The organism is Kitasatospora sp. NPDC097691 (genome assembly GCF_040302665.1).
Classification (GTDB): domain Bacteria; phylum Actinomycetota; class Actinomycetes; order Streptomycetales; family Streptomycetaceae; genus Kitasatospora.
The window spans coordinates 1-20,887 of sequence record NZ_JBEORY010000084.1 but is presented as its reverse complement, the minus strand read 5'-3'; the positions used below and the strand labels follow the sequence as shown (position 1 = coordinate 20,887).

General features: G+C 70.7%; 28 protein-coding genes and 1 pseudogene. 15 read left to right on the top strand and 14 right to left on the bottom strand.

Annotated features, from left to right (window positions below; translation table 11 throughout):
- Positions 1-8: 8 nt before the first annotated feature.
- A complete protein-coding gene (locus ABTY56_RS36020) occupies positions 9-905 on the top strand; it encodes a LysR family transcriptional regulator (RefSeq protein ID WP_350633819.1) in 897 nt (298 codons plus the stop codon).
- 63 nt (positions 906-968) lie between these two features.
- On the opposite strand, the gene ABTY56_RS36015 is transcribed toward ABTY56_RS36020, so the two are convergent.
- Positions 969-1,142, bottom strand: coding sequence for a hypothetical protein (locus tag ABTY56_RS36015; RefSeq protein WP_350633817.1), 174 nt, complete (start codon positions 1,140-1,142; stop codon positions 969-971).
- Between the two features lie 80 nt (positions 1,143-1,222).
- On the opposite strand from ABTY56_RS36015, the gene ABTY56_RS36010 reads away from it, so the two are divergent.
- Positions 1,223-2,404: a helix-turn-helix domain-containing protein gene (locus ABTY56_RS36010; RefSeq protein ID WP_350633815.1), complete on the top strand. Its 1,182-nt coding sequence runs from the start codon at positions 1,223-1,225 to the stop codon at positions 2,402-2,404.
- A gap of 11 nt (positions 2,405-2,415) precedes the next feature.
- Here ABTY56_RS36010 and ABTY56_RS36005 read toward each other — a convergent pair whose 3' ends face one another.
- Positions 2,416-3,957, bottom strand: coding sequence for an alpha/beta hydrolase (locus ABTY56_RS36005; RefSeq protein WP_350633813.1), 1,542 nt, complete (start codon positions 3,955-3,957; stop codon positions 2,416-2,418).
- A 336-nt stretch (positions 3,958-4,293) separates the two neighbouring features.
- Here ABTY56_RS36005 and ABTY56_RS36000 point away from each other — a divergent pair, with 336 nt between their 5' ends.
- The 3 genes from ABTY56_RS36000 (at position 4,294) to ABTY56_RS35990 (ending at position 7,128) form a co-directional block, all read left to right on the top strand.
- Positions 4,294-5,241, top strand: coding sequence for a hypothetical protein (locus ABTY56_RS36000; RefSeq protein ID WP_350633811.1), 948 nt, complete (start codon positions 4,294-4,296; stop codon positions 5,239-5,241).
- A gap of 77 nt (positions 5,242-5,318) precedes the next feature.
- Positions 5,319-6,338, top strand: coding sequence for a S66 peptidase family protein (locus ABTY56_RS35995; protein WP_350633809.1), 1,020 nt, complete (start codon positions 5,319-5,321; stop codon positions 6,336-6,338).
- 421 nt (positions 6,339-6,759) lie between these two features.
- Positions 6,760-7,128 carry a hypothetical protein gene (locus tag ABTY56_RS35990; protein ID WP_350633807.1) on the top strand — a complete coding sequence of 123 codons (369 nt, stop codon included), beginning with the start codon at positions 6,760-6,762 and terminating at the stop codon, positions 7,126-7,128.
- 598 nt (positions 7,129-7,726) lie between these two features.
- Here the strand turns inward: ABTY56_RS35990 and ABTY56_RS35985 are convergent.
- From ABTY56_RS35985 to ABTY56_RS35965, 5 genes are all read right to left on the bottom strand, one after another.
- On the bottom strand, positions 7,727-8,902 hold the full coding sequence (locus tag ABTY56_RS35985; protein WP_350633805.1) for a methyltransferase domain-containing protein: 1,176 nt from the start codon (positions 8,900-8,902) through the stop codon (positions 7,727-7,729).
- A complete protein-coding gene (tgmB, locus tag ABTY56_RS35980; protein WP_350633803.1) occupies positions 8,899-9,846 on the bottom strand; it encodes an ATP-grasp ribosomal peptide maturase in 948 nt (315 codons plus the stop codon). The genes ABTY56_RS35985 and tgmB overlap by 4 nt, the downstream gene beginning before the upstream one ends.
- Positions 9,847-9,870: 24 nt before the next feature.
- Positions 9,871-10,194: a hypothetical protein gene (locus tag ABTY56_RS35975; RefSeq protein WP_350633801.1), complete on the bottom strand. Its 324-nt coding sequence runs from the start codon at positions 10,192-10,194 to the stop codon at positions 9,871-9,873.
- Between the two features lie 95 nt (positions 10,195-10,289).
- A complete protein-coding gene (locus tag ABTY56_RS35970) occupies positions 10,290-10,616 on the bottom strand; it encodes a hypothetical protein (protein WP_350633799.1) in 327 nt (108 codons plus the stop codon).
- Positions 10,613-10,855, bottom strand: coding sequence for a hypothetical protein (locus ABTY56_RS35965; protein WP_350633797.1), 243 nt, complete (start codon positions 10,853-10,855; stop codon positions 10,613-10,615). The genes ABTY56_RS35970 and ABTY56_RS35965 overlap by 4 nt, the downstream gene beginning before the upstream one ends.
- A gap of 189 nt (positions 10,856-11,044) precedes the next feature.
- On the opposite strand from ABTY56_RS35965, the gene ABTY56_RS35960 reads away from it, so the two are divergent.
- Complete coding sequence (locus ABTY56_RS35960) at positions 11,045-12,268, top strand: helix-turn-helix transcriptional regulator (RefSeq protein WP_350633795.1); 1,224 nt, start codon at positions 11,045-11,047, stop codon at positions 12,266-12,268.
- A gap of 332 nt (positions 12,269-12,600) precedes the next feature.
- On the opposite strand, the pseudogene ABTY56_RS35955 reads toward ABTY56_RS35960, so the two are convergent.
- Positions 12,601-12,816 (bottom strand): annotated as a pseudogene (locus ABTY56_RS35955) (VOC family protein); the annotation flags it as partial.
- Positions 12,817-12,925: 109 nt separating this feature from the next.
- Between ABTY56_RS35955 and ABTY56_RS35950 the strand changes: the two are divergent.
- The 4 genes from ABTY56_RS35950 to ABTY56_RS38935 all read left to right on the top strand — a co-directional run bounded on the left by ABTY56_RS35950 (position 12,926) and on the right by ABTY56_RS38935 (position 14,627).
- Positions 12,926-13,387, top strand: coding sequence for a MarR family winged helix-turn-helix transcriptional regulator (locus tag ABTY56_RS35950; RefSeq protein WP_350633793.1), 462 nt, complete (start codon positions 12,926-12,928; stop codon positions 13,385-13,387).
- Positions 13,388-13,489: 102 nt separating this feature from the next.
- Positions 13,490-13,732, top strand: a complete 243-nt coding sequence (locus ABTY56_RS35945; protein ID WP_350633791.1) for a hypothetical protein — start codon at positions 13,490-13,492, stop codon at positions 13,730-13,732.
- A 175-nt stretch (positions 13,733-13,907) separates the two neighbouring features.
- Positions 13,908-14,435 (top strand): cupin domain-containing protein, encoded by a 528-nt coding sequence (locus ABTY56_RS35940; protein ID WP_350633789.1) that lies wholly within the window; start codon positions 13,908-13,910, stop codon positions 14,433-14,435.
- 114 nt (positions 14,436-14,549) lie between these two features.
- Positions 14,550-14,627: a hypothetical protein gene (locus ABTY56_RS38935; RefSeq protein ID WP_464336931.1), complete on the top strand. Its 78-nt coding sequence runs from the start codon at positions 14,550-14,552 to the stop codon at positions 14,625-14,627.
- 55 nt (positions 14,628-14,682) lie between these two features.
- Here the strand turns inward: ABTY56_RS38935 and ABTY56_RS35935 are convergent, their stop codons facing one another.
- The 4 genes from ABTY56_RS35935 to ABTY56_RS35920 form a co-directional block, all read right to left on the bottom strand.
- On the bottom strand, positions 14,683-15,465 hold the full coding sequence (locus ABTY56_RS35935; RefSeq protein ID WP_350633787.1) for a hypothetical protein: 783 nt from the start codon (positions 15,463-15,465) through the stop codon (positions 14,683-14,685).
- 55 nt (positions 15,466-15,520) lie between these two features.
- Entirely contained in the window at positions 15,521-16,072 is a 552-nt protein-coding gene (locus ABTY56_RS35930) for a hypothetical protein (protein ID WP_350633785.1), read from the bottom strand.
- A gap of 131 nt (positions 16,073-16,203) precedes the next feature.
- Positions 16,204-16,401 carry a DUF397 domain-containing protein gene (locus tag ABTY56_RS35925; protein WP_350633783.1) on the bottom strand — a complete coding sequence of 66 codons (198 nt, stop codon included), beginning with the start codon at positions 16,399-16,401 and terminating at the stop codon, positions 16,204-16,206.
- 19 nt (positions 16,402-16,420) lie between these two features.
- The gene (locus tag ABTY56_RS35920; protein WP_350633781.1) at positions 16,421-16,522 is read right to left on the bottom strand and encodes a DUF397 domain-containing protein; all 102 of its coding nucleotides are present in this window, start codon (positions 16,520-16,522) and stop codon (positions 16,421-16,423) included.
- Between the two features lie 621 nt (positions 16,523-17,143).
- Here ABTY56_RS35920 and ABTY56_RS35915 point away from each other — a divergent pair.
- Entirely contained in the window at positions 17,144-17,332 is a 189-nt protein-coding gene (locus tag ABTY56_RS35915) for a hypothetical protein (protein ID WP_350633779.1), read from the top strand.
- Between the two features lie 155 nt (positions 17,333-17,487).
- Positions 17,488-17,874, top strand: a complete 387-nt coding sequence (locus ABTY56_RS35910) for a hypothetical protein (protein WP_350633777.1) — start codon at positions 17,488-17,490, stop codon at positions 17,872-17,874.
- 147 nt (positions 17,875-18,021) lie between these two features.
- Here the strand turns inward: ABTY56_RS35910 and ABTY56_RS35905 are convergent, their stop codons facing one another.
- A complete protein-coding gene (locus tag ABTY56_RS35905; protein ID WP_350633847.1) occupies positions 18,022-18,159 on the bottom strand; it encodes a DUF397 domain-containing protein in 138 nt (45 codons plus the stop codon).
- Positions 18,116-19,063, bottom strand: a complete 948-nt coding sequence (locus ABTY56_RS35900; protein ID WP_350633775.1) for a helix-turn-helix domain-containing protein — start codon at positions 19,061-19,063, stop codon at positions 18,116-18,118. The genes ABTY56_RS35905 and ABTY56_RS35900 overlap by 44 nt, the downstream gene beginning before the upstream one ends.
- A 160-nt stretch (positions 19,064-19,223) precedes the next feature.
- Between ABTY56_RS35900 and ABTY56_RS35895 the strand changes: the two genes are divergently transcribed.
- From ABTY56_RS35895 to ABTY56_RS35885, 3 genes are all read left to right on the top strand, one after another.
- Entirely contained in the window at positions 19,224-19,664 is a 441-nt protein-coding gene (locus tag ABTY56_RS35895; protein ID WP_350633773.1) for an ATP-binding protein, read from the top strand.
- A gap of 15 nt (positions 19,665-19,679) precedes the next feature.
- Positions 19,680-20,246 carry a hypothetical protein gene (locus ABTY56_RS35890; protein ID WP_350633771.1) on the top strand — a complete coding sequence of 189 codons (567 nt, stop codon included), beginning with the start codon at positions 19,680-19,682 and terminating at the stop codon, positions 20,244-20,246.
- Positions 20,247-20,344: 98 nt separating this feature from the next.
- The coding region (locus tag ABTY56_RS35885; protein ID WP_350633769.1) for a hypothetical protein at positions 20,345-20,887 on the top strand (543 nt) is incomplete at its 3' end.

Sequence of the window (20,887 nt, the reverse complement as noted above, 5' to 3'; positions counted from 1 at the left end):
CATGCGGAATGGACATGGCTTGGCTGGACGTCTTCCGCACCGTCGCACACCTCGGCTCCTTCACCGCCGCCGGAGAGCGGCTCGGCTTCACCCAGTCCGCGATCTCCCGCCAGATCGCCACCCTGGAAGCCGAGTTGGGCACCCCACTGTTCGACCGCCTGGCCCGCGGCGTACGGCTGACCGAGCACGGCCGCGCCCTGCTGCCGCACGCCGAAGCCATGCTCGAACGCCTCGACACCACCCGGCGCGACCTCGCCGCACTCACCGAACTCACCGCCGGACACCTGCGGGTGGGCGCCTTCGACAGCGCCAACGCGGCCCTCGTCCCCGGCGCGCTCGCCGCCTTCCGCGCCGCGCACCCGCAGGTGGCGATCAGCCTCACCGAAGGCCTCTCCGCCCACCTGCTGGAGCTGCTCGGCGAGGGCGCGATCGACCTGGCCGTCGTCGCCTCGTACGCGCAGGACGCCTACGACACCGAACAGTTCGACGTGCGGCCGCTCCTGGACGACCCGGTGCTGGTCGCCCTGCCACCCGGACACCGCCTGGCCGGCCGACGACGCCTGCGGCTGACCGAACTCGCCGACGAACCCTGGATCGCCGCCCGCCGCCACGCCGAGACCACCCTCCTCGCCGCCTGCCTGCGCAGCGGCTTCCAGCCCCGGATCGAATACGCGGTCGGCGCCTGGACCGCCAAACTCGGCCTGGTCGCCGCCGGTTTGGGCCCCACCCTGATCCCCTCCCTCGCCGCCCGCGCCGCCCGCCCCGACATCGCCCTCATCCCCCTCCACCCCGACGACACCCCGGTCCGCCGCGTGTTCACGGTGACCCGCCGCGGGCAGCGGGTGGCGCCGGCGGTGGCGGCGTTCGCGGGGTTCCTGCGGGAGGGGGCGGGGGCGGGGGTGTAGGGGGTGCGGTTCGGCGCGTGTGCACGGTGGCGCCCCGGGTTCGCCCGCGGCCGCCCCCCTGCGTCAGCGGCGCAGCGCGATGACGCCCGCCAGGGCGGTGAGCGCGGGGCCGAGGAGCAGGAACAGGCGGCGGGGACGGGACTGCAGGGTCAGGCGGAAGCCGCCCGCGCGGAACTCCAGGAACGGACGCGGGGGACGCTGCTGACGGCGCACGTGGATCTCCAGGGATTGCGACAACTCGGTACGTCCCCCAGCACAATGGCCTGCGGGGTGGTTGCGTCAGGTCGCAACCTCGGATTGCAGCGGGAGAGCGCAAGGTGCCGACGGCGCAACACGGGGGAGAACGCGGGCCGGCACGGGAGCAGATGCCCGTACGGCGGGGGCTGGCCCCGCTGGACGAGCGGCTGTCGGAGCCGGAGCGGCGCTGTGCGGAGCGGCTGCGGGAGTTGCGGGCGCGGATCGGCCTGTCCTCGGAGGAGTTGGCCGAGCGGCTGAGCGGGGAGGGGATCCGCGTCGACCGGACCCGGCTGTCGAAGTTCTTCAACGGCCGGGAGGTGCCGCGTCGGGAGATCGCTGTCCGGCTCCACGAGTTGGCGGCAGCGGAGGAGGACGGGGACGTGTCCGCCGAGGAGGTCAAGACGACGAGGGCGCTGATGTACGCGGCGGCGTGCGTGCGCAGTCCGTTGCAGGCCCGGGAGTTCGAACTCGCCACCGCCCGGGAGGAACTGGATCGCCACCGGGCCGAGGCCGTACAGGAACTGGCCTCGCTGAAGCAGGAACTCCACGACGAGCGCAAGCGCCGCCAGGATGCGGAGGACGCGCTGGAGGACATGGCCTTCCACAGTCGGGAGGAGATCCGCGCGCTGACGGAGGAGCGGGACGCGGCGCTCGACCGCATCGCTCAACTCGAAGGCCAGATTCGGCAGGCAGGGGCTGTGCTCAGGCTGCGGGACAGGGATGCCGAGACGCTCGACCAGATTGCCCGGGCTACGGACGCGGAACTGTCGTTGTGGGAGAGCGAGGGCTCCGGTGACCTGGCGGGTGTATGCGCTTCGGTGGTCTATCTGCGTGATGCCGATGAGGACGAAGCCGCCGATCGCCTCATCGAGCACATTGTGCTGGGTCATTCCGTCCAGGACGTCATGAACCTGGCGGACGACTTCATGGCTATGCGTCGCTACCTGGACGGAGCCAGGGTCCGACACGATCTTGCCCGGCTGCGAAAGCCGATCGATATCTTTCGCTGGCTCTCAGGTGAGGACGAGAACAGTGAAGCGCGTTCGAGGCTGCTGAGGGCCATGGCCGGAGTCGCGCCCATGGCGAATCTCGTTCGACTCTACAAGGCCTTTACAGATCACGGGTGTTCGGGCCTCACAGTGTCCTTGCTGGAAGCCGTGATCGGAGAGAATCGTGCGGTTCCGGAGGAGGGCGACTTCTGGACCAAGGAGCTCCGGATCGAGTTGGACGAAATGCAGCAGCTGAAGGCCGACCACCCGTAAGCCGCTTCCGCTCAGCAGACGGCGTCCGCCACCGGCAGCACCCCCGTCGACAGGTAGTCGTCGACGGCCTGTCCGGCGCACGGGCTGTAGCCGGTGAGGTAGACGGTGTGGACGCGGCCGGGGACGGTGAGCAGGCGGGAGGCGGGCATGCGGGTGTGGAGGGCGAGGGCGCCCCGGTAGGGGGCGTGGGTGTCGCCGGTGGCGTGGAGTTGCAGGGCGGGGACGGCGGGGTGGACGTCGACGGGCGGCTCCTGCGGGGTGCGGCGCCAGGAGGCGCACGGGGTGGGGGAGTTGTAGACCGGGCCGAAGACGGGCTGGGTGGGGCGGGCACGCTCGACGGCGTCGCGGTACCACTGCGGGGAGCGCGGCATGGCGACGTCGTCGCACAGGATGCCGATCGCGGCCGCGAGGTCGGCGCCGGCCTCCGGGCTCGGGGTGAGGACGGTGGACAGCAGTTCGTGCAGGAGCGGGCCGGCCTGCACCGGCTTGCCGTCGGCGGCGTCGAGGAGCCGGCGCAGCACGTCCGCGTAGTCGGCGTCGTCGCGGTCGTCGCCCTGGCAGACGGCGAGCAGGAAGGGCAGCATCCGGTCGTCGAGGAGGAAGCCGTCGATCGCGATCGGCGCCGCCTGCGCCCGGCGGACCAGGCCCTCGACGGTGGCCCGGACGGCCGCCGGGGTGGCGCCCAGGCCGTACGCGGCGTTGCGGGGAGCGGCCCAGGCGGCGAAGTCGTCCAGGGCGCGCTCGTTGGCGCCGCCCATGTCCTGGAACAGCCGGATGCCGTAGCGGGCCGGGTCGGGGGCGCTGTCGAGGACGAGGCGGTCGACGCGCTCGGGGTACAGCTGCGCGTACACGGCGCCCAGCAGCGCGCCGTAGGACTGGCCGAAGAAGGAGGTCCGCTGCTCACCGAGGGCGGCGCGCAGCACGTCGACGTCGCGGGCGGTGTTGCGGGTGGTCAGGTGGGGCAGGAGGTCGGGGTAGCGGCTCCAGCAGGCGTCGGCGTCGGCCTTGGCGAGGGTCCAGGCCTGCTCGAAGCCGGCCCGGTCCGTGCCGACCGAGCGCAGCCAACTGCCCCTGGTGAGGCCGCAGTCGAGGCCGCCACTGGCGCCGACCCCGCGCGGGTCCATGCCGATGATGTCGTACGCGGCGGCCGTCCCCGGCGCCATCGCGGCCCGCAGCGCCACGGGCATGTCCAGGCCTCGGTTGCCGGGGCCGCCCGGGTTGGTCTGCAGGATGCCGCGGCGCTCGGCCGGGTCGGCGGCCTTGATCCGGGAGACGGCGAGGGGCAGCGTGCGGCCCCGGGGTTCGCGGTAGTCCAGCGGGACGGTCAGGGTCGCGCACTCGGCGCCGGCGGCGGCCAGTTGCCCGTCCTGGCAGGGGGCCCAGGCGAGCGGCTGGTGGCGGTAGCCCTCCAGCGGGTCGGCGGAGGCGGGTGTGGAGGAGGGCGCGGGGGCGGGGGAGGAGGCCGAGGCCGGGGCGGCGAGGCCGACGGCGGCGGTCGCGGACAGGGCGAGGGCGGCGGCGACGGCGGAGGCGAGGGCCGGTGCGGGCTTCATGTCGCCCAGCCTAGAAGGCAGTTGGCGAACGATCCGCTCGGCCACGGCCCGCCGGTCGCCCGGCCCCGGCCCCGACCCCGACCCCGATCCTGGTCACGACGCACCCTCCCGTCCCCGCCGCCCCGCCCGTCCCCGGGCCGAGCCGGGGGGAGGCTAGCAGGCGGACCGCCGGGCAGCGGCGCCGGGAGCGGCCACCGGCACCGGCACGGCACCGGGGAGCCCGCCCCGCACCCGTGGCAGCCGCCCGCACCCGTGGCAGCCGCCCGCGCCCGGCCCCGCGCCGTACGGCCGATTCGTTCAAGGCCGCCGGGCCCTCCCCGGCCTACCGTCGTAGGCATGACCTGGGTGAACGACAGCATGCTCGAACGCGCCGGCCGCTACCTGTGGACCTCGGGACGCGTCCTGGAACAGCGGCGCTACGCCTTCCACTTCGGCGCAGGCCCGGCCGCGGAGGGCCCCGCCGGGCTGCTCGCCGCCCTGGACGCCTACGCCACCGCCGACGGCGGCTACGCCTTCGGCCTCGAACCCGACGTCCGCGGCCCCGCCCCCCAGCCCATCGCCGTGCCCGCCGCCCTGCGGGTGCTGCGGGAGGCCGGCGCCCTGCACGGCGAGCGGGCCCGGCGGATCTGCGACTGGCTGACCGCCCACTCCACCGCCGACGGCGGCGTGCCCGCCGTCCTGCCCACCCTGCGCCCCTACCCGCACCCGCCGTTCCTGCCCGTCCCCGACGACCCCGGCGCCGACCTGCTGGCCACCGGACAGATCGCCGCCCCGCTGCTGCACGCCGGCATCGACCACCCCTGGGTGACGGCCGCCGCCGACTTCTGCCGCCACGCCGTCGAACAGCTGGAGCAGACCCACCCGTACGAGGCCGGCGCCGCCGTCACCTTCCTCGCCGCCGCCCCGGACCGCGACTGGGCCCACCGCCAGGCCCGCCGCCTGGGCGAGCTGGTCCGCGAGCAGCGCATCGTCCTGCTCGACCCCGACCACCCCGAGCAGGCCCGCACCGCCCCCGGCTACGCCCCAGGCGAGCACCACCTGCCGCACGACTACGCGCCCACCCCGGACAGCCCGGCCCGGCACTGGTTCACCGACGCCGAACTGCACCGCGGCCTGGCGCACCTGGCCGCCCAGCAGCAGGACGACGGCGGCTGGCCGATCCGCTGGGCCCGCTGGTCGCCCACCATCGAGACCCAGGCCCGCCCCGGTGTCACCCTCGCCGCCCTGCTCACCCTGCGCGCCTACGACCGGGCCGACGACCGCGCCGCCGGACAGCGCATCTGACCCAGCGGGCCTGCGTCGCGGAGGCCGCCCGGCGAAAGTCGCGTGACGCGTCCGGTGCCACCGGCGACACTGACGCCATGACCGGTACCGCGCTGCCTCGACTGCTCCGGCCGCGTGCCCTGAGGCCCGGAGATCTGGTTGTCATCGCATCGCTGTCCGGTCCGCTGCCGGCCGCGTACGAGCCCAACGTCGAGCGGACGGTGGTCGTGCTCGAGCGGATGGGATTCCGCGTGCGTCGGGCCCCGCTACTCGAAGCAGGACGCAGCCACTGGTGGAGCGCGGCCACGCCGGCGGAGATCGCCGGGGAGCTCAACGGCCTGCTGCGGGATCCCGAGGTGCGCGCGATCGTCGCGAGTGACGGCGGCCAGACGGCGCTCGGCTACCTCGACCTGATCGACGTCGAGGCGATCAGGGCCGACCCGAAGCCGATCCTCGGCTACAGCGACATCTCGCTGCTGCACCTGGTGCTCTACGCGCGCACGGGTCTGGTCGGGTTCCACGCCGACATGGCCGTCCCCGGCTTCGGCGGGCACTGGCAGTCCGCGCCCGTGGCGCGCCGAGCGGAGTTCGAGGCGCTCTACTCCAGGCTGCTGACCGGCACCGAGGCGATCGGCGCGCTGCCCGCGAGCCCGTCGTGGGAGTGCTGGCGTCCCGGCCGTGCCGAAGGCCGGCTGATCGGCGGGGTGATCAACCGCATCGTGCTGGCGCAGGCGACGCGCTTCGCGCTGCCGCTCGAACGGTTCGACGGTGCGGTGCTGTTCTGGGAGGAGATGGGCGGCCTGGCCTCACACGTGTGGAGCTACCTGCAGGTGATGCGACACAGCGGCATCCTCGACCGGATCTCCGGCATGGTCGTGGGCGTTCCGCGCGAGATCAGCGGACTCGCGCCCGGCGTGTCCCCGACCCTGCCCGAGATCGTCCTCGACGTCCTCGGCGACCGTGACATCCCGGTCCTGGGCAACGTCGACTTCGGGCACGCCGGCCCCAACCTGCCGATGCCGGTCGGTATCCGCGTCGGCCTCGATGCGCAGCAGCGGACGCTGTCGCTGCTCGAACCGGCGGCAGGGCCGCGGTCGAGGACGGGACCGGTCGGCTGAGCACCGCCGCCCCGAGCCGCTGCGCCGGCCTGCAGGAAGTGGACGTCAGAGCGGAGAGAGACGGGTCTTGAGCAGGCAGAACTCCTTGCCCTCCGGGTCTCCGGAGGCTCTTGAGTACCTGTTTCTGAACCCCCGACAGCACCCCGGAGCACGCGGCCCACCTGATGGAGACGCTGCAGCGCTCCGGCCTCCCCCAGGACAGTCCCGAGACGTGAGCCCGACAGGCCTCGCGTCGAAGATGCAAGAGCTATGGTCAGCGACCCGGCCCCGCCGGCGGAATGGTGTCGGAGTGGTCATGCGGGGGCCGGTGTCCAGGATCGCGGATTCCGCTCGATCAGTTGTGCTCCGTGCTGTCGGCTGCTGGACTTGGGGCGCGCCCCGGGCGCCAGCTCGGGGCGGGACCGACGAACCGGAGGATTCCATGCGATTCACCAGGACCGGGAAGCGTGCCTCGGCAGCCGCGCTCGCCGTGGTGGCGATGGGCGTGATCGGAGTGGGGAGCGCGACCTCGGCGCAGGCCGCCGAGGGCTCCTGGTTTATTCGCAGCGGCGGCTGCACCGCGTTGGAGAAGGTCGAACTCCACAGTGGCCACGACTACATGGCGATCGATCCGACCGCCGCCCCCAATGGCTGTGAGTTCGGCATCAGGAACTTGAGCACCGGCGGGTGGGCGTACGGCCCGACCACCAACCCCAGCCAGTCGCCGTGGGTGTACGACGGCCCGGGTATAACCCTGGAGGCGTGTTTGTGGGGGCCCTTCAGCGCAGAGGTGTGCGGCCCGGCCAACTGAGCCGCCGACAGCGCGCGGTGCTCGGCCAGGTAGTTGGTGGGCAGGCTGATCTGCCCGTACTCGGTGGACCGGTCGGCCGGCGCCTGGCGCAGTGCCGACTCGGGGTCGCAGAACGGGGCGGGCTCGGGGCGTGCTGGTCCTGGCCGAGGTCCTCGTCACCCACGGCGGCCTGGCGCAGCCAGTGCTCAGCCCCGCGCAACCAGAGCCGGTAGCTTGGTAGCAGGTGGGTTCTGGGCCCTGTTAGTGGCCACCACCGTGAGAATGATCAGGGTGGTCCGGTCCACCGACCTTCCCCGCCCAGCCTCCGGGTCGAGTTCCCGGTGGGGAATCCGTTTGCCGAACGGTCACAGTGACCGTTCGGCAAACGCTTCCGCGAACTTCGCCCAGAACCGGGAAAGTCCGTCGGTCCACGGGCGGCAGTCGTTCGGCGTGCGGGGGTCATAGCAGCGGGACGGGGCCGAGGGACGCGGGTGGGCATTGGATCGTCAGTTGAAGTCGACGGCCCGCACCCGGGTCGGAGCTTGCCCGTCCTGAGTTCTTGCGGCGGGGCGGGAGACTGCCCGCAGTGCCGAACCGAGTAGCCCTCTGCTCCCTGGGATCAGAGAGTCCAACGGCTGAGCGAACCATCCGGGGCCTCGAACGAAACGCTCTGCTCGTCAGAGGTGGCCTCGATGGTGAGCCACTCACGGCGGGGGCGGTTGTAGGCGCGCCATTGCGCGTGTGCCGACTCGACGGTCTTCCAGAGGTCGCGCGGACCGGTGGTGGTGACAGCCGGCGGACCGTCCGGCCGGTCCTGCACGATCACCGCCGAGCCGTCCGCCGGATCGTAGAGCGTGGTGCGGTGCCGGCCGTTGATCTGCCGGCCGCGCCGGACGACGGTCGGCGCCATGTGAAGGTGCGCCCAGAACGTGAATCCGTAGTCATCGAGTGCCCGCCCGCTGAGCTCGGCCGTGCGCTGCGGCCCGTCGATGTCGTCGGGCATGGCGGACAGTTGCGCGGGGCCGGACTGTAGCGGCATGAAGGCTGCCGGGGTCGAGATGAACCGACCGACCGCGCGCCCGTCGTCAAGCTTGGTGAGGCACGCGACCGCGCCACCGTCCAACGTGCCCTTGAGCGGTGCGACGATAACCCCGCCCGGGGAGCACTGGTCGAGCCACGCCCGCGGGATGCGGCGCACGGAGCAGGTAGCGATGATCCGATCAAAGGGAGCGCCGCCAGGGTGCCCGGCAGCGCCGTCGGCGCGAAGCACGGTCGGTTCGATGCCGTTCTCGCGCAGCCGGTTGCGAGCCGCCATCACGAGAGGGGCCGTGTAGTCGATGGTGGTCACGTTTGCGGCGCCCGCCAGGAAGGAGAGCAACGCGGCGTTGTAGCCCGTGCCGGTTCCGATCTCTAGGACTCGGTCGCCGGCCTGCACGTCGAGCGCGTCGAGCATGTCGGCCATGAGCCGGGGCATGGTTGAAGACGACGTAGCGGTGCCGGTCTGCCCGGCGGGGGCGGCATTCTCGGCGAGCACCCCATCGACTTCGGTGATCAGCGCTTCGTTGGAGTAGACCTGCCGCAGCCACTCGGCGTCGGCACCGTCAGTGATCCGCCACGGGACGTAGGCGTTGCCGACGCGTCGATAGAACACCGGAACGAACGGGTGGCGGGGGACGTTCAGGAACGCCTCGGCCACGCGGGACGACAGAGCGACGCTGCCACGGTCGATCTCGGACACAAGCTCGACACGCGCCCGGATCAGTCGTTGCGGGTCGAGCAGCACATCGGACGTCATGTAGTGGTGATCCCTTCGAGATGGTCACAGACAGCGGCGGTGATGGGCAGCCCCGTGGCCTGTTCCACGAAGCCCCATTGCCCATTGGGGTTGACTTCGAGAAACGTCCACTCACTCGAGGGTGTCACGATGAAGTCGAACGCGCCGAAGGGTAAGCCGAGTTGGTCAAGCATCCGCAAGACGCCGGCAGCGACGTCCCGCGGCGGGTCGCACGTCTTGTAGGTGAGGCTGTCATAGTCGCTGCGCCAGTCCACCCGGCCGCTGGCAGAGCCAGCATGAATCTCGGCAGCGAACATCTGGCGACCGACGACGGTAAGCCGTACCTCATGTGCCTTGGGCACCCACTCCTGAAACAGATGAGCGGTGGTGGCGATGCTGGGGTGCGGCAGGTCGTCGGGTTGCAGGACATTGGCGTAGACGGCTACCGAGTGGCCTTCGAGAGTTCCCCGGATCGGAGTGAACGGCTTGTAGACCACGGGTGCGCCGAGGCGGTCGGCGAACTCACTTGCTGCGGCCGGGTCATTGGTGATCAGGGTTCGCGGGACTCGCAGGCCGGATTCAGCCGCAACACGTAGTTGAAGCGGCTTGTACTCGGCGTCGGCCGCCCTGCCGGGCGGTGGGAGCCACGGACACGGAAGGGCCACCAGAAGACCCCCGAACCCCCGTCGTGCCTCTGCCGCAGCGACGGCGCGGACCTCGGGCGGCATGGATTGGGGGAACTCGGGCGCAGTCGGCCGCCGGTAGTAGACCGAGCGGACGGTCGACAGGTCGAGCGTGCGCCGGTCGGTTGCCAGCGTGCCGGACCAGCCGGCCCCGTCGAGACTGGCCGCAAGGGTCAGCCTCGACGGGAACCAGGCCGTGTCAGCCCGGAACACGGGCACGGCACGCCGGGTCAGTTCCTCTATCACCAGGTCGGCCGTTGGGTCGAACGATCCGGTGATCACGAGGACAGATCCGGTAGTTGACATCTAGTCGTTGCTGCTTCCGGGGTCGTCGGGCGCGTCCATCTGGCCCGTGGGCTGGGTCGGCCCGTAGGTCTTGGGCGGGGTGCTCGTCATGTAGACCCCGGGCGGCATCCCCTCGTAGGTGCAGGTCTGGGACTCCGGGTCGTACTCGATGTCGGCGGGCAGGATGCCACCGGCGCCCGTGACCGAGCTGAGGAACCGGAAGGCGAACGGAGTCGGCCCCTGCATGCTGTCGAGCGCGGGCATCGGGGTCGGCCCGGCCACCGCGAGCGGCAGCCGGGACTCGGGCCGGTCGAACGCCGGCAGTTCAAGGGTTGCGGTAGGCATTGCGGTCCCTTCTTGGGGTGGTGGGTGCACGTGCCGTACCCGGCGGTGGATTGACTACCCGTACGCCGGGTCGGAACTCCTGGGGCCCGCCCTGGTCACGGCCGGGGGAGGCACGGCACGCACGCCGGGGGTTGTTGGCGGCGCGTGCTCGCGTGATCGGTCTTCGGGGCGTCGCGCTTGGCCACCGCAGCGACCGCCTTGCGGTGCAGCGTGGCGATGTCAGCACAGGCGTACAGCGCCGTGGAGATCCCTCCGGCAGCCGTGACAGGGTTGAGCCAGAGCAGACGGACCGAGGTGCGCCCGCAGTAGAGCCAGCAGTCCCCGGACGCCCAGGGGTTGCCGTCATCGGTCTCAGGCAGTTCCGGTAACCGTCCCGCTCCGGTCTCGGCCGGCGTGGGCAGCACCTCGACGGCGAAGGTCACGGCGGTTCTCCGGGACGAACGTGGCGGACGGTGATCCGCAGCCGGGACCGCCGGGGGGTGGCACGTCTTCGGCGCCACCAGGTTTCCCAGTCCCCGCCGTACACGATGCCGAGCATGGCGACTGCCAGGGCGAAGAACCACCAGACCCAGCGGCGGGCGGTCTGCGGGTCAAGATTGGCAAGGGCTACCACCAGAGCGGCGGGCCCGAGAGCGACCGACACGGCCAGGGCGCCAGTCACGATGCTTGGGTGTTTCACTGCCGTCCCTCCGATCAGCTGAGCGCCGGACTGTGTGATTCACCAGTACAGGGCTGCCGTTCACGCCAGGACAGAGCAGCGGTGACGCATCTGTGTGGCATCCATGTCTCAGAGTCTCCGCACTGAGTGCCCTGACCTGCTAGAACGAGTAGTCAGAGACCGGGAGGCGGCATGGCAGAGCGGCGCAGGGCCCTTGTCGAAAGGCGAAAGGCCCTTGGATTCACTCAGGAGTCCTTGGCACAGGATCTGGGTGTGGATCGCTCAACCGTGGCGCGATGGGAGAGCGGAAAGGTAGACCCCCAGGACTGGCAGCGCCCGACCCTGGCCAAGGTCTTGCGAGTAACGCTGATTGAGCTCGGCTCTCTCCTGCAAGCCACAGCAGCCCCGAAGCCCTCACGAGGCGAAAATGTCGCTGTCGTTGCGCTGCAATATGACGATGAGATCGAAGCGTTGGAGCTTGCACGCAGAGTGTCCGCCAGCGACGTAGGCAAGGAAACACTTGAACGGCTTGAGCTGACTTTCCATGATCTGGCGACCAAATATCCGACCGTGGCCCCCCAGGAGCTCTTGGGGCAGGTGCGGAAATATGGACTCTATGTAGCCAGGCTCATGGATGCAAAAAAGACTCTAGCTGAACACCGGCAGCTACTCGTGATAGGCGGCTGGTTCTCTCTCCTCGGCGCAACGCTGCACATTGACCTTAATCAGCAGGACGCAGCAACGGCGAGGCTGCGAACGGCGATGACTCTGGCACAGCATGCCGATAATTCAGAAATTCAAGCTTGGTGCTTTGAAACGGACGCCTGGCGGGTTCTCACTGACGGCGACTACTCCAGGGCGAGAGAACTCAGTGCGACATCCCATAAGTTGGCGCCCGTCGGAAGCTCGGTCGAAATCCAGTCCCTGGCACAGCAAGGGCGAGCGTTTGCACGCCTGGGCTATTCCACCGAGACCTACGCCGCAATAGATCGAGTGCAAGAACTTTCCACTGCGATGGGCACTCCGAATCGGCCGGAACATCATTTCCAATACGATCCATCCAAGTCGCTCGCATACGCGGCGACCACGCTTGCATGGCTTGGTGATCCGGCGGCCGAAGCATACGCGCGGGAAGTCATTTCGCGGCTCTCGCCCTCGGAGGACGCGAGCAAATGGCCTCGCCGCGTGGCATCGGCCAATATCGACCTGGCACTCTCATTGGTGGCCACTAATCGATTGGACGAAGCATGTGATTCGGTACAGCGCGCCATGCTATCTGGTCGAGTCGCGCCGTCTAACCATTGGCGTGCCCTCGAAGTTGTCAAAGCAGTAGAGGTGCGAAATATTTCCGATGCGCGGGACCTCAGAGAAGTCTATGAGGGAATGCGTCTACAGATAGCACCGCCGAGCGACTGACGGCCCGAAAAAAGGCCCCGCCCTGTCCCACTGAGGGGAACAGGGCGAGGTCTTTGTGATTTGGGGCGATTGACCGGAGTTGCCTTCCTGGTCACCTGTAGCGGCGGCCTGGCCTGGCCTGGTCGGATCGGCCTCGCCCAACCTCCGGGCTGATGAATGGCCGTCTCGCGGCTGTGACACTGTGTACACAGCGGACAGAGATGCGACCACGCGTCCGGATCGGTGACACCTCGGGCGACCAGCGACCGACGCGACTCCGGGAAGCGGTCGGCGACCACAGCGACGCGAGCGCACAGCACGCACCACGGATGGGCGTAGAGGTAAATCAGGAGGCCGATGTCGGCCGGGCGGGCACCGAGCTTCAGCAGGCGCTCCAGCTCGGCGTCCTGATCGCGGTCGGTGGCGTTGACGTCGATGTGCAGCCGGGACTTGCCCGGCTCCGGCTCGTCCCGGCGGCTGAGGAAGAGCGTCGGCTGCGCACCGCCGAAGCCCTCGCGCGGCCCGATCTCCATCGAGCCGTCGTCCTCCCGGCCGAGCACGACGAAGTCCGGTTTCCGGACCCGCTCGCATTGACCTCAAGGAGGCTTGAAGTCCTACGGTCGATCGCATCCTGACGATCCATCGCCGGACAACCCGAAGGCGCAAGGAGCACGGAACATGACGATCAAGACGTACACGCCGGAGGTCATCGCCGCCCAGCCCATCGGGGCGTGGAGCGGCGAGGCCTACCGCCGGGTGGTGGGAGGCCTGCGCGAGCAACTGGCGGCGGAGGGCCTCACCCAGCCGCACTGGTGGACGCTCAACCACGTCGCCGGCAGGCCGGGCGGCTGGAACCGGACGACCCTGACCGAACGGCTCACCCCCTACGACGACCAGGACACCGCCTTCGACACCGTCTTCGACGACCTGATCGCCCGCGGCTGGCTGACCGAGCACGCCGACGCCTCCCTCACCCTCACCGACGACGGCGAAGCCGGCCGCCTGCGCGCCCGCGACCGCAACCTGCGCATCCACGAACGCACCCACGAGGGCATCGCCCCCGAGGACTTCGTGACCACCATCAACGTGCTGCGCCGCATGGTGGCGAACCTGGGCGGCAACGGGAACCTCCCCGACTGACCGTCCGCCGCCGAGATCGTTTGCTGACGGAGGGTCAAATGCCCTACGGATCGGGAACCCTGAGGAGTGAGACCGAGCCCGACCGTCCAGGGGGAGACCACCATGGGGCTGATCCACGCATGGCGCATGCAGAAGCTCGTCGCGGACGCCAGGACCGCGTTCAACGACGGCGACTCCACCTTCGTCGCCGTCCTGGACATCGACTTCCGCCACCCCGGCGCGACGATGAAGAAGATCCGCAAGGAGCTCGACGTGATGATCCGCAACGTGGAGGCGGTCGGCTGGCAGTGCGTCGGCGTCCAGCCGTTCCTCTCGTCCGTCGAGATCGGCTTCATCCGCAGGTAGCGAGCGCCTGCGCAGCCCGCCCCGCGCCCCATCCCGCTCCGCCCCGCGCCGATCGTCCGGCGCGGGGCGGGGTCGTGTGAGGCCGCGTGCGGGGGTGAGCGCGGCAAAATTGACCCATGAAAGCATGCCTGGATTGCCACATGATCATGGGTCTTTCCGGCCGTAGATTGATCACATGACGACGACGAAGAACACCGAAACCGCCACCGCCACCGCCGCCACCGCCGCCCCGATCCTGACCCGCTGCGCCCACGCCGAGACCAGCGCCGACCCGAGCGCCACCATGACCCTGCTCGCCGAGACCGACCCGGGCCAGGGCGGCTTCACCGTCTACCGCTCCGCCTTCTCCGCGGGCGCCGCCGGAGCCCCCTCGCACTTCCACACCCGGGCCTGGGAGCTGTTCTTCGTGATCAGCGGCTCCCTGGAGGTGCTGCTCGGCGAGGAGGTGACCGTCCTCGGCGCGGGCGACTTCCTCGCCGTGCCCCCGCACACCCCGCACGCCTTCGCCGCCGCGCAGGGCTCCGAGGCCGACGTGCTGTTCATGTTCACCCCCGGCATGGACCGCTTCGACTACCTGCGCCTGCTGGGCAGCGTCATGCGCGGCGAGACCCCGCCGGCGGAGATCGCCGCCTCCTCCGAGCGCTTCGACAACCACTACGTCGACAGCCCCGCCTGGCGCGCCGCCCTGGCGGACCGCGCCTGAGCGGCGGGCCCGCCCGGCCTGCCCGGCCTGTGCCACCGCCCCGCCGAGCGGCGGCCGCGGGCCGGGTGTGGAACGGTGGAAGACCGGGGGTCCCCGGTTGCGAGAGGAGTGGCCATGTCGTCGAAGCGCCGCCGCAAGAAGAAGGCACGGGCCAGGCGCGGGGCCAACCACGGCCGTCGCCCCCAGTGCTGAGCCGCACCTGAACGCGGCCGTCGGCGGCTGTCCGCCGGCGGCCGCTTCCGTACGCTCAGCGCCGCCCGCGTCCCGCGAAGCCGCCGCGCGGCACCACGTGGTACGTCGCGTGGTCGCGCCCGTCCGCGCCGAGGACCAGCTCCAGGACCACGCCCTTCCCCTCCGCGCGGGCCTCGCGCAGCAGCTGCGCCGGGTCGGCGTCCGGCGGGGTCCGCTCCAGGACGTGGCACGGGTCGTCGACGACCGAGAACGGCCGGACCGGATCGTGGATGCTGACGCCCGGCCGCTCCCAGTGCAGCCGCGCGCCCCGGCTGAACAGCTCGGGGGAGTCCATCGCCCAGCCCTCCGGCGTCCTGCCGCCCTCGCGGTACCAGCGCAGCGCGTGCTCGACCGTCCCGCCCGCGCTCGGCCGCTGCGCGGAGGGGGACCACTCGGCGACGTCCGCCGCCGCGATCCTGGGCAGGACGGCCGTGATGTCCTCCCGGATCACGAAGTAGGCCCGCGCGTACATCCGGCAGACCATCAGCGCACGGCCGTCGGACGTGGTGCGGAACAGGCCGAGGGCGGACGGGCGGACGCAGTGGTCCGACACCTGGGTCAGCAGGTGCTCGACCCCCTCCACCGCGCCCAGCGCGTCCACCAGCCCCTGGATCCGCTCCCGTTCCGCGGCCCGGGCCGCCCGCGCCCGAGGCGAGAAGGCGAGGGCGCGCATCCGCCGCTCGGTCGGCCAGTGCCCGCGCATGCCGCTCTGTACGGCGTCGAAGAGCTTGATCAGCGGATAGAGGAGGAGCTGCAGGAAGCCTTCCACCGGCCGGGTGTCCTCTCGGGTCGCACGCACGTTTGCGTCCACACCCTGACCGGTCGGAGCCCCGGCCCGCAATCCGTTCCCGTACTCAACTCCCCGCCGGGCGAGGCTCCCGACCGGCGCGGGCCGCCCGGAAGAACGCGTTCGCGGCGGGCAGGAACATCAGCACCACGGCCGTGAGCACCGAGCCCACGTGCAGGGCCCGGCTGGCGCCGAAGGCGAGGTCGATCGGGCCGGCCTGCGCCAGCTCCCAGCTCAGGGAACGCCCTTGGGCCAGGGCCTGGATCGGCTGGAGCACCATCGACGCCGTGCCCAGGACACCCAGGCCGAGCGCGAGGGTGATCCGGGCCCAGCCCCGGCCCCGGCGCATCTGCCGGGCGACCAGGAGCGCGGCGGTGAACACGGGCAGGCGCACGGCGAGGCCCATGGCGATGCCGGCCCCGGAGGCGGAGGAGTCGGCGAGCATCCGGCCGACCGCCAGAACCGTTTCGAACGCGCCGGCGGCAACGGCCGTGACCCACAAGGCGAACGCCGTACGGACCGGGGCGGGCGGCAGTGCGGCTTCGTGCGGCGTGGCGGTGGCGGTGGCGGTGGCGTGGGGGCGGTGGGGGCGCAGGCGTGTGGACGGGGAGCGGGACATCGCGGGGCCTCGGTTCGTGACGTTGGGTCAGGAGCGGTCCGTGTGGACGCTCTTGATCCTCCTCGCGACGCCCGGCCGGGGGCCCTCCGGCAGCCCGGCGGATTCCCCGGGGGGTTGTCCCTACCTCCGGTTCAGCCCTCGGCCGGGAACTCGCCCGCCCGGACCGCCGTGACGAAGGAAGCCCACGCGGCCGCCGGGAAGGCGAGGACGGGGCCGTGGGGGTCCTTGGAGTCACGGACGGGGATTGCACCGGGAAGGATGGCGAGGGCTACCTCGATGCAGTTGCCGCCATTGCCGCCGCTGTAGCTGCTCTTGCGCCAGATCGGCATGCTGGCTCCTCGGAGGGTCCTACGCGGGAAGGTCGCCCGTGCGGACGGCCGTGATGAAGGCTTCCCATGCCGGGGCCGTGAAAACGAGGACGAGGCCGTCGGGGTCCATGGAGTCATGCACGGGGAGTGGGGCATCGGGGGGCCTCGGTTCGTGACGTGGGTCAGGAGCTGCCCTTTCGGACGTCCTTGTTCCTCCTCGCACGACACGGCCGTGCCCCCTCCGGCAGCCCGGCGGATTCCCCCGGGGGCTGTCCTACCCCGCGAGGGCGAGTTCCCGGGCGAGGGCTGGTCGGGGGATCCGGCAGCCACTTCGATGCCGTGGTGGCCCGGCGGTTCCACGGCCGGCCTGTACGGCGGAATCGGCCTCCCACCGATATCGCAAACGCATGAATTATCGGTGCCGGCCAGGGGGATGCTGTAAATCCGGATCGCTGTATCGGAGGGGGACGCGGCTGTGCTGTCGTGGCGGGATGCCCCGGGGCTCGGGCTGCTCGTGCTCGCCGCAGCAGTCGGCGGAGTCCTCATCGGCGCCGGCTACCGGCATCTGTCCCGGCGAGTTGCCGAGATGATCCGGAAGCTCGATCGTCTGGAAGAGCTACTCATTGGCGTCCGCGACAACAGAAGGCGGGAGCACTCGCCCCCGCCACCCCCGCCACCCCCGCCACCCACGTGGCCCGGGGAGCCGCCGAGTGCATCCGGCGGGTACGGCGGAGGACGTTACCCGCCACCTCCTCCACCACCGGTGGACAGCCCCCTCTCGGCCTCGGGCGAGGCCTCGTTGCTGACAATCGACCGCGTCCTTGCCGCTCCCGGCGCAGACGACGTAGTGGAGCGGTTGAATGACGCCGTCGAGAGGACCTTCCTCACCATCGGACCACCGCCAGAGGACGTGATGGACGACCACGAGTCGCGCGCCGAGGAGAGCCAGTGATGACACCTTCGGACAGCTACTCGGACCACACGGCCCCGGCCCCGGCGCTATTCAACCCGGCACCGCCGCCGACGGCGTCGTCCTCTGTCGATGCACTTCCCGAACGCCCGACCACTTCAGCTCGGGACTCGGCATCGGAACGGCGAGCCACGGCGGTGGAGATCGCTCGCGCATGGGGCAGCCTGCCCGCCAAGCATCTGGAGCGTGTGCTGAACCATCTGGAAAAGGAGCTCGTGCGGGAACACGAGTATCGGATGGCGGTGCACCAGGCACAGGAAGAGCGCGGCAAGCGCCTGGACCGCCTCTACATGGCTGGGCTTGTCGCGGGTTTCGTCCTCTGCGCGGGCATGCTGGTCGGGGGCGTGCTCGTGGGCATGCACGGCCCAGGGTGGTTGGCCGGCGTGCTCTGCGGTCCCAGCCTGATCGCCGTCGGAGCCCTGTTCGTACTACGCAGGACCAACGACTCGACCATTCGGGAGGTCGGACGCGTGGCTCACGGCCCACTCGACGTGCCGCCGGCTGACGGCCCGCCGTCGAGCTGAGCGCGGAGAGGTTGCCGGCGGACTCGGCGTGGCCCGCCTGGAGTTCACGATCCGCCGGGGCCCACGAGCAAGGCCTCGTGCTCCCGGGCCAGGGCAGTTCCTCACGCCATGAGGAACTGCCCTCACATCACGATCTGCGCTGGAGTGTCAGGCCGGAAGGTCGCCCGTGCGGACGGCCGTGATGAAGGCTTCCCAGGCCGAGGCCGTGAAAACGAGGGCCGGGCCGTCGGGGTCCTTGGAGTCACGGACGGGGGCGAGGTTGGGGAATCCGGGGGCTACCTCGATGCAGTTGCCGCCGTTGGTGCCGCTGTAGCTGCTCTTGCGCCAGGCGGCTGCGGCGAGCTCGTTGCTCATCATCTCTGTAACCCTCCAGCGCCTCGGCGATCAGCCGAAGCGAGTCGCACTCTGACAGGCATTCGCCACGGAGCCGATCATAGCGACGCTGGTGCCTGGCCACGTTGGCAGGATCACTGCTTAGGTGCCCGCGGTCGAGGCTCTCCGAGTAGACCAAACGTTGCCCGTCCGGCAGCTCCAGCAACACCATAGCCGTGTCGATGACAGTCCGGCGGTTCGAAAATGGCACGACGTGAATCACGATGTTCCGAAGCTGGGCCACCCGCAGGAGATGTTCCATCTGGCATCGCATCACACCTGGCCCACCCACGACTGAGCGGATGGCGCTTTCATCGAGGATGACGAGCAGCAGTGGTCCGTCCGGTGCGAGAAAGCGGCTTTGCCGACCGAGTCGGGCCTTGGTGAGCTCCTCGATCTCCTGCGGATTGTCGGCCGCATCACCAGCGGCGAACAGCGCCCGAGCGTACTGCCAGCACTGCAACAGCCCGTACATCACGCTGTCCTGGTACGCCCGCATCCCGATGGAGATGGCCTCCACGTCGGCGTACTCCTGGAACCAGTCCGGATGCTCGACTTGGGCGTTCCAGTCGACCCGGTCGTACAAGCGCATCAGCAGGTCGCCGGTGTTCAACAGTCGGCTGATTTCTTCGACTTCCTCGACCGAAGGCTTCCGCTTTCCGCCCTCGGTCCGCGAGAGCACCGTCCGGTCGCAGTGCAGGAGTTTGCTGAGATTCGCCTGCGTGTAGCCCATCGCCTCCCGCGCGTACTTGATCTCCTCGCCGAACATGATCGCGGAGCTGGCAGTCGTTCCCCGCCGGGTCTTGCGCTGTGTCATTACTGCCCCCAGTTGTGCTCCGCACGTTCCGCACGCGGTTTTGGGCGTCACCGTACCTCCGGGCGCCGATCATTGATACCGGAACGCGATCTTTTGCTTGCACAGCGTGACGCCGCGCTCCTTTCGCACGCCCCCCTTCCGCCCCCCGAGGTACTTCGCCATGCTCGTTTCCCACCGCCCCCGCACGTTCGCCGCCCGGCTGGACTCCCGTACGGAATCCGCCCCGTTCGCCCGTCACTTCCTGCGTGCCTACCTCGCCGCGCTGCCCTTCGGGGACCGCTACGCCGACACCGCCGAACTGCTCCTCAGTGAGCTGTTCGCCAACGCCGTCCGGCACTGCGATGCGCCCGCCGACCGCCTGGTCGAGGTCCGGTTCTCCGTCGTCGGGGACTGCCTGCGCATCGAGGTCCACGACGCCGGCTCCGGCCGTCCCGCCCTCCGTTCCGTCTCGCCGGACGACGAGTGCGGGCGGGGCCTGTTCCTCGTCAACGAGCTGGCCGAGCGCTGGGGTTGCTGCCCGCGTGCCGGTGGGATCGGCAAGTTCGTCTGGGTGCTCGTCGCGCCCGCCCTCGCACCCGCCCCCGCCGCCGTCGCGGTCTGAACCGGAGCCACCCCCATGCGACTCGCCCTCACCGCCCGGCACCTCCTCAGCTCCGGCCGTACCCCCGCCGAGGCCTACGCCGCCCTCGCCCGCCGCACCGGCGAGCCCGAACGCTGCGCCCGCGCGGTCTGCGCCGCGCTCGACATCCCGGCCGGCGAAACGGCCCGCCGCCTCGACGAGTGCCGCGACGCCCTGCTCACGCCTTCTCACCCCCGCCCGAACGCCGAGGCCGACACGGGCGAACTCCTCGAAGCCCTGGGCGTGTTCGACGTGCCCGTCACCCTCGGTGCCCGCGACCGGGCCGTCATCGACCTCTTCCTCGCCGCGATCGACGCCATGGGCGGCATCCGCGCGGGCCACCGGCACGGCCTGGCCCGCTGGTTCACCACCGGCAACCTGACCACCGCCTACCTCTCCCTGGCTGCTGCCCACCCCATGCCCCGCACCGGCGACCCGGCCCGCTACTGGACGGTCCTCGTCTCCGCCGGTGAACTCCTCACCGCAGCCCCCTGCCCGGACACCCGCCTCAAGCTCGCCCTCGCCCACTGCCGCACCCACGCGGCCCGGGCCGTCCGCCCGTAGCCCGAACCGGCCGTAGCCCGAACCGGCCGGGCGGGATTCCCAACCCGCCCCCGGTGGTAGGCACTTCCTCGATCATTGCGGATCGGGAAACGGGGGCCGTGGCGGTGCAGTGGGTCGAGTCGCTGGTGCTGGCGTTGGTCCCGCCGTTTGTGGCGGGAGTGCTCTACCGGCCCGTCATGGCGGTGTTCGACGTCCTTGACCTGTGGAAGGGGTGGTGGATCCCGCCGCAGATCGCCGGCCGCCTGCCGCGGGCCGTCGTCCCGAGCACGGCCGACATCGACGCCTACGGACGTGACCTGCCCGCACCCGTGGCCACCGCCCCGGCAACGCTTCAGGAGTACTGGCGCCGGGGGATCCGGCGGTCCTGGGGCATCGAGGCCTGGCTCCTGGTCTTCGTCCTCCTTCCCGCGGCGCTGGTCGGGACCTTCGCACTGACCGGGTTCTTCCTCACCGTCCATCCGAGCAGTGCGGAGGAGGCGGAACTCTTCCGGGGGAACATCCTGCTGACCTTCTCCCTCTGTGCCGGGCTGGGCATCGCGGCCGTGCTGTGGGTCTACCGTTCGATGCTCCTCTACCGGCGGCGGGTCGGCGAGAGCCTTCCGGTCACCTCGGCCGTCGACCTCGCGCGGCTCCTCAGGAAG

Coding starts and splice junctions, on each gene's coding strand:
- ABTY56_RS36020 (WP_350633819.1), top strand. CDS start 9: ATGGACATGGCTTGGCTGGACGTCTTCCGCACCGTCGCACACCTCGGC.
- ABTY56_RS36005 (WP_350633813.1), bottom strand. CDS start 3,957: ATGAAGCCCGCACCGGCCCTCGCCTCCGCCGTCGCCGCCGCCCTCGCC.
- ABTY56_RS36000 (WP_350633811.1), top strand. CDS start 4,294: ATGACCTGGGTGAACGACAGCATGCTCGAACGCGCCGGCCGCTACCTG.
- ABTY56_RS35995 (WP_350633809.1), top strand. CDS start 5,319: ATGACCGGTACCGCGCTGCCTCGACTGCTCCGGCCGCGTGCCCTGAGG.
- ABTY56_RS35990 (WP_350633807.1), top strand. CDS start 6,760: ATGCGATTCACCAGGACCGGGAAGCGTGCCTCGGCAGCCGCGCTCGCC.
- ABTY56_RS35985 (WP_350633805.1), bottom strand. CDS start 8,902: ATGACGTCCGATGTGCTGCTCGACCCGCAACGACTGATCCGGGCGCGT.
- ABTY56_RS35975 (WP_350633801.1), bottom strand. CDS start 10,194: ATGCCTACCGCAACCCTTGAACTGCCGGCGTTCGACCGGCCCGAGTCC.
- ABTY56_RS35960 (WP_350633795.1), top strand. CDS start 11,045: ATGGCAGAGCGGCGCAGGGCCCTTGTCGAAAGGCGAAAGGCCCTTGGA.
- ABTY56_RS35950 (WP_350633793.1), top strand. CDS start 12,926: ATGACGATCAAGACGTACACGCCGGAGGTCATCGCCGCCCAGCCCATC.
- ABTY56_RS35945 (WP_350633791.1), top strand. CDS start 13,490: ATGGGGCTGATCCACGCATGGCGCATGCAGAAGCTCGTCGCGGACGCC.
- ABTY56_RS35940 (WP_350633789.1), top strand. CDS start 13,908: ATGACGACGACGAAGAACACCGAAACCGCCACCGCCACCGCCGCCACC.
- ABTY56_RS38935 (WP_464336931.1), top strand. CDS start 14,550: ATGTCGTCGAAGCGCCGCCGCAAGAAGAAGGCACGGGCCAGGCGCGGG.
- ABTY56_RS35930 (WP_350633785.1), bottom strand. CDS start 16,072: ATGTCCCGCTCCCCGTCCACACGCCTGCGCCCCCACCGCCCCCACGCC.
- ABTY56_RS35925 (WP_350633783.1), bottom strand. CDS start 16,401: ATGCCGATCTGGCGCAAGAGCAGCTACAGCGGCGGCAATGGCGGCAAC.
- ABTY56_RS35900 (WP_350633775.1), bottom strand. CDS start 19,063: ATGACACAGCGCAAGACCCGGCGGGGAACGACTGCCAGCTCCGCGATC.
- ABTY56_RS35895 (WP_350633773.1), top strand. CDS start 19,224: ATGCTCGTTTCCCACCGCCCCCGCACGTTCGCCGCCCGGCTGGACTCC.
- ABTY56_RS35890 (WP_350633771.1), top strand. CDS start 19,680: ATGCGACTCGCCCTCACCGCCCGGCACCTCCTCAGCTCCGGCCGTACC.